This window comes from Xanthomonas sp. SHU 308 (genome assembly GCF_000364645.1).
GTDB lineage: Bacteria > Pseudomonadota > Gammaproteobacteria > Xanthomonadales > Xanthomonadaceae > Xanthomonas_A > Xanthomonas_A sontii.
The window spans coordinates 1-385 of record NZ_AQOK01000814.1 but is presented as its reverse complement, the minus strand read 5'-3'; the positions used below and the strand labels follow the sequence as shown (position 1 = coordinate 385).

Annotated in this window: 1 pseudogene; it reads left to right on the top strand. The window is 75.8% G+C overall.

The annotated features are described in order from the left end of the window. Positions 1-385: pseudogene (locus tag D588_RS0121460) on the top strand (secretion protein HlyD); the annotation flags it as partial.

Below are 385 nucleotides of genomic sequence, written 5' to 3'. Positions count from 1 at the left end.
TGCCGCCACCCCGGCCTACCTGGCGGTGGCGCGCGGCCGCATCGATGTGGAAGGCGGCGTGCTCAAGCTCGGCCTGCCGGTCGCCGCGACCCTGCGCGAGGTGCCGGTGCACGAGGGCGACGCGGTGCAGAAAGGCGCCGTGCTGGTCGCCGGCGACGACCGCGCCGCCGCGGTCGAGCTGGACATCGCCCGTACCCGCGCGCAGGCCGCGGCGACCCACCTGAAACAACTGCAGCAGCGCCTGCAAAGCGCCCAGCAGAAGCAGCGGCGGCTGGCCGAGGCTGCGCGCCTGGGCGCCGGCGACGGGCAGACCGCCGACGACGCCAGCGACGCGGTGCAGAGCCTGATGGACGCTCTGGACACCGCACGCAGCGACGCGGCGCTG